At 70.7% G+C, this 4,265-nt stretch carries 4 protein-coding genes and 2 pseudogenes; 4 read left to right on the top strand and 2 right to left on the bottom strand.

Annotated elements, in window-relative coordinates; all coding sequences use genetic code 11:
* From KVT45_RS54340 to KVT45_RS54330, 3 genes and pseudogenes are all read left to right on the top strand, one after another.
* Positions 1 to 227: pseudogene (locus tag KVT45_RS54340) on the top strand (hypothetical protein); the annotation flags it as partial.
* Between the two features lie 71 nt (positions 228 to 298).
* Positions 299 to 931 carry a SigE family RNA polymerase sigma factor gene (locus tag KVT45_RS54335; protein WP_217562436.1) on the top strand — a complete coding sequence of 211 codons (633 nt, stop codon included), beginning with the start codon at positions 299 to 301 and terminating at the stop codon, positions 929 to 931.
* Positions 928 to 1,254, top strand: a complete 327-nt coding sequence (locus KVT45_RS54330) for a hypothetical protein (RefSeq protein WP_217562434.1) — start codon at positions 928 to 930, stop codon at positions 1,252 to 1,254. Before KVT45_RS54335 ends, KVT45_RS54330 begins: the two co-directional genes overlap by 4 nt.
* 530 nt (positions 1,255 to 1,784) lie before the next feature.
* Here KVT45_RS54330 and KVT45_RS54325 read toward each other — a convergent pair.
* Together KVT45_RS54325 and KVT45_RS54320 are read right to left on the bottom strand one after the other, a co-directional pair.
* Positions 1,785 to 2,636, bottom strand: a complete 852-nt coding sequence (locus tag KVT45_RS54325; protein WP_308311170.1) for a recombinase family protein — start codon at positions 2,634 to 2,636, stop codon at positions 1,785 to 1,787.
* A gap of 382 nt (positions 2,637 to 3,018) precedes the next feature.
* On the bottom strand, positions 3,019 to 4,005 hold the full coding sequence (locus tag KVT45_RS54320; RefSeq protein WP_217562430.1) for an alpha/beta fold hydrolase: 987 nt from the start codon (positions 4,003 to 4,005) through the stop codon (positions 3,019 to 3,021).
* A 142-nt stretch (positions 4,006 to 4,147) separates the two neighbouring features.
* On the opposite strand from KVT45_RS54320, the pseudogene KVT45_RS57490 reads away from it, so the two are divergent.
* A pseudogene (locus tag KVT45_RS57490) lies at positions 4,148 to 4,265 on the top strand (transcriptional regulator); the annotation flags it as partial.

The raw sequence follows: 4,265 nt of genomic DNA, 5'->3' as shown, positions 1-4,265 counted from the left end.
CGGGTGACGCGAACGGCAAGCCCTACCCGTCTGCCGTGCCCTCCACCCCGGGCAAGCAGACGTCCACCGACACCGACCCGACTCCGGTCCCGGGTGACGCGAACGGCAAGCCCTACCCGTCTGCCGTGCCCTCCACCCCGGGCAAGCAGACGTCCACCGACACCGACGCGACTCCGGTCCCGGGTGACGCGAACGGCAAGCCCTACCCGGGCAACACCAGCCGCTGAGCCGCCGACCATAGGCGTGGCGGGGCCGGACCGGAGCCGGCCCCGCCGTACCCCTGATCTGAACGAGGACGATGCAGCTCACCCTTGCCCCGCCCTGGTGGGCCCGGCTACTGCGCCGCGCCCGGACCACCCCCTCCACTCCGGCGCCGGGCGCGCCGCACCCCGGCCGACGATTCCGGCACCTGCGCTCGGTGGCCGACCGGGACGGCGAGGAAGATTCCCCCACACTCGCCGATCTGTACCGGACCCGGCGGCTCGACATGGTCCGGCTGGCGGCCTTCCTGGTGGACGACCTGCACACCGCCGAGGACGTCGTCCAGGATGCCTTCGCCGCCGTCTGCCGTCGGCACGGCGAACGGCTGGACGACCTCCAGGACGCGCATGCCTACCTCCACACCGCGGTGGTCAACGCCGCCCGCTCGGTGCTGCGTCGGCGGCGCACCGCGCGCGCGTACACCCCGCCGTACCAGGGCCCGGGGGCGCCGGTCGACGAACTGCTGCTGCTCGCCGAGGAGCACCGGCAGGTCTTCGACGCGCTCGCGCAGCTCACCGAACGCCAGCGCGAGGTACTCGTCCTGCGTTACTGGTCCGACCTGACCGAGGCGCAGATAGCAGAGACCCTCGGCGTGTCCCGTGGCACCGTCAAGTCGACCGCGAGCCGCGCGCTCGCCACTCTGGAAAAACTTTTGGAGGTGGACCGATGAGTAATCAGGCGCCGCTCGAGGAACGGCTGCGCGCTGCGCTCGAAGCACGCGGGCAGCTCATCAGCGCCCACGACCTGTCACCGGCCCGCCCGCCCACCGGAAGCACCTGGGGCACACGCCGGATTCGACGGGTGCTGTCCGTCGCCGTCGCCGCCACCGCGGCGGCCGCAGCCGCCGCCGTCCTCCTGCTGTCCTCCAACACCCCGGACCACCCCCGCCCGGCACCACCCGCACGACATTCCAGCCCCACCCTCGCCCCCACCCTCGCCCCCAGCCCCACCGTCCCGCACCCCGTGCCCTCCGCCGTCCCGTCCGGGCCCTAGAGGTGGAGAACGGCCGTACCGGCCTTGCTGCGCCGACGCTCTCAGTCCCGACCGGCGGCGGTCCGCCCGCCACTCGCCAGGCGGCGGACGGACCGTGCATGTCGAGCGCGTCCTGCTGCCGCGATCACCGAGGCCGGCGTGAGGTGCCGTCGGCCCGAGCCGGCCTGATCCGAAAGACAGGCCCTGGGTGAACGACCGTTCTGATCGTGTCCCCGGGGCAGATCGCGATGCCCCGTCAGGACCGCCGACTGCTCTACGGCGACACCGCGCTGTCGACATCAGTGACCGTCCTGCGACGACACCAAGAGGAATTCACGTGTTCGCGTCCCTCGCGTTCGATCTGGCACCGTATGCCGACATCGATGAAGATCAGTACGTACAACGTGGCTACTGCAGTTGGAGCGACGCGGGTTGGCGATCGCTGCTGGTGCAGAGTTTTGTGCATGTACGCCAAGTCGAGGACTTCCTGCTGCCTGGAACGTCCGACCTGCATCTCGTGCTGTGCACCGGTGGAGAAGCGATGATGCGGGTCAGCTCCGAAGGGACATCGACCAGGCGTCGTTGGAGGCCCGGCCGAGCCGTTCCATCAGCTCGGGGTCGGTGCCGCTGCCGGGGCCGGCGAGGTCCCCCCGGGTCGGCCGGCGCGGGGCGATGATGTCCGGCCCGGCCGGTTGGCCGGTCTCCTCGGCGTCCGCGAGCGCGCGGTAGACGGAGGCGACGGAGGGGTGCTGTCCGGCGTTCTTCCCGGTCTTGATCGTCAGCTTCCCCGCGATCTCGGGGACGGGCACGCCCTTGTCCTTGAGCGCGCGGGCGAACAGCAGCATGTCGTCGTCGATGACCTTCGGCCGTCCGCCGTGGTTGCCCTTGGTCGCGGCGGCGTGCTGCCCCTCCAGGGTCTTCTCCCGGATGTAGTTGCGGTCGAGCTGGGCGGCGACGGCGAGCACGGCGAAGAACATGGCGCCCATGCCGTTGGGGTCGTAGATGCCGCTGAGCGGGCCTGTGAGGAGTTCGAGCTGGACGCCGGCGGCCTGGAGCTGGTTGGACAGGGTCATCAGCTCGGCGGCGTTGCGGGCCAGGCGCTTGAGCTCGTGGACGGTGAGGATGACCTCCTGGTCGGGGGCGGCCTCCTTGATGTCGTACGCGAGCTTCAACGCCTTCTCCAGCTCCGGCCGCGTCTTGATCCGGGTGGAGATCTTCTCGGAGAAGATCCGCTTGCAGACCGGTTCGAGTGCGGCGAGTTGGGAGGCGAGTTCCTGCTGGGCGGTCGAACAGCGGGCGTACCCGATCCGGATCGGCTTGGCCGTCGCGGCGGCCGGCGGAGCTTCGACGGGCGGGCCCGCCTTCCACGGCCGCCCCGGGCCGCGGTCCTCGGGGACGGTCACCTCCAGTTCCTCGCGGAGCGCGGGGACGAGGATGAAGCGGGCGGTGTGGTACTTCGTTACGCATTTCCCGCTCCGAGTGCGGCAGGCGCTGCCCGCCGGGGCTTCACACTTCGGACAGTCGTTTCGTTCTACCGCGTTTGCTGCTTGATTGGGCGTCAGGTCCACCCGCGCAGTCTGTCAGAACTGTCTCGCACAACATGCTGGTTTTGAGAGGGGTTCTGTGAACGGTCACCTGCGGATTCGTGAGGAGCACCGGTGTGTTCGCAGAACTCTCGCAACTGGGTCATTTGTGAGAATCACGCAGCACCCGGCCGTAGCCGCTGCGCTCGGGTACGCGGGCCGAACTGTTCCGTGTACAGAAGCCCCGGCCGCGCCTGGCGGTTCAACCCGTGAGGGTGTTGAGCCAGCCGGTCAGCAGACGGTTGATCTCCTCGGGGCGTTCCTGCTGGATCCAGTGGCCGCAGCCCTCTACGAGGTGGGAGGCGGTCAGGCCGGGGAGGGTGGTGGGGAAGGCGTCGATGGCGTCGGACATCCAGGTGGTGGAGGCGTCCAGGGCGCCGCCGATGAACAGGGACGGCTGCTTGATCGGGGCTCCGCGGTGGGGGGCGAGGTCCTCCCAATCGCGGTCCACGTTGCGGTAGCGGTTGAGGGCGCCCGTCAGACCCGTGCGCTCGAACTCTCCGGCGTAAACGTCGAGGTCGTCCTCGGCCAGCCAGGCCGGGAGGATGCCGGCGGGAAAACGGTCACGCAGCTGGCCGCCGTGGGCGACGAAGTGCGGGTCGGGCTCGCCCTGGGCGGGCATGGTGTCGGCGGACAGGGCGGCGTAGAAGCCCGCGAGCCAGCCCCGGACGTCAGGCTCGATCTCCGTCTCGGCGCGGCCGGGCTCCTGGAAGTAGGAGACGTAGAACTCCTGCTCGGGGCCGCCGATCTGGCCGAAGATGTCGGTGGGGCGGGGGCCGCCGGGTGGCGCGTACGGGACGCTCAGCAGGGCGACGGCCCGGAAGACCTCGGGGTGGAGCAGGGCGGAGGTGGCGGCGATGTTGGAGCCCCAGTCGTGGCCGACGACCACCGCGTTCTCCTCGCCGAGGGCGTGCACGAGGGCGACGTTGTCCTCCACCAGGTCCAGCATCCGGTAGGCGTCGGTCTCCGCAGGCTTGGAGGAGCGGCCGTAGCCGCGCACGTCGATCGCCACCGCCCGGTAGCCGGCCGCGGCGAGGGCCGGGAGCTGGCGGCGCCAGGAGTACCAGGACTCGGGGAAGCCGTGCACGAGCAGGACCAGCGGGCCGGTGCCCTGCTCGACCAGGTGAAGGCGCCCGGCCGGGGCCTCGACGGTGCGGTGGCGGAGTGCGGCGGACGGTTCGGGCTGCATGGGGCTTCTCCTCGGTTCGCGGGTGGACGCAGGTACGCATCGATCATGCGGCGCAGCGACCGTCCACCGCGATTACCCTTGCCAATCTGGCAAACTTGCAGGACAGGATGGTGGGGCGGCACTTCCGGAAGGGGCAGAGCGGGTGACAGGCGACGACGTGGCCGACACGCTGGCGGCGATGGGCCCCCGGCTGCGGGCCGCACGCGAACACCGCGGCTCCACGCTCACCGGCGTCAGCTGCGCGACCGGCATCTCCCCGA

The sequence above is a fragment of the Streptomyces sp. GbtcB6 genome (genome assembly GCF_019091475.1).
Taxonomy (GTDB): domain Bacteria; phylum Actinomycetota; class Actinomycetes; order Streptomycetales; family Streptomycetaceae; genus Streptomyces; species Streptomyces hyaluromycini.
Note: the sequence above shows the minus strand (reverse complement) of the source record. Positions and strands in the feature narration are given on the sequence as shown.

Excerpts from the sequence above, each read along its gene's own strand:
- KVT45_RS54320 (WP_217562430.1), bottom strand. The coding sequence starts at position 4,005 with ATGCAGCCCGAACCGTCCGCCGCACTCCGCCACCGCACCGTCGAGGCC.
- KVT45_RS54330 (WP_217562434.1), top strand. The coding sequence starts at position 928 with ATGAGTAATCAGGCGCCGCTCGAGGAACGGCTGCGCGCTGCGCTCGAA.
- KVT45_RS54335 (WP_217562436.1), top strand. The coding sequence starts at position 299 with ATGCAGCTCACCCTTGCCCCGCCCTGGTGGGCCCGGCTACTGCGCCGC.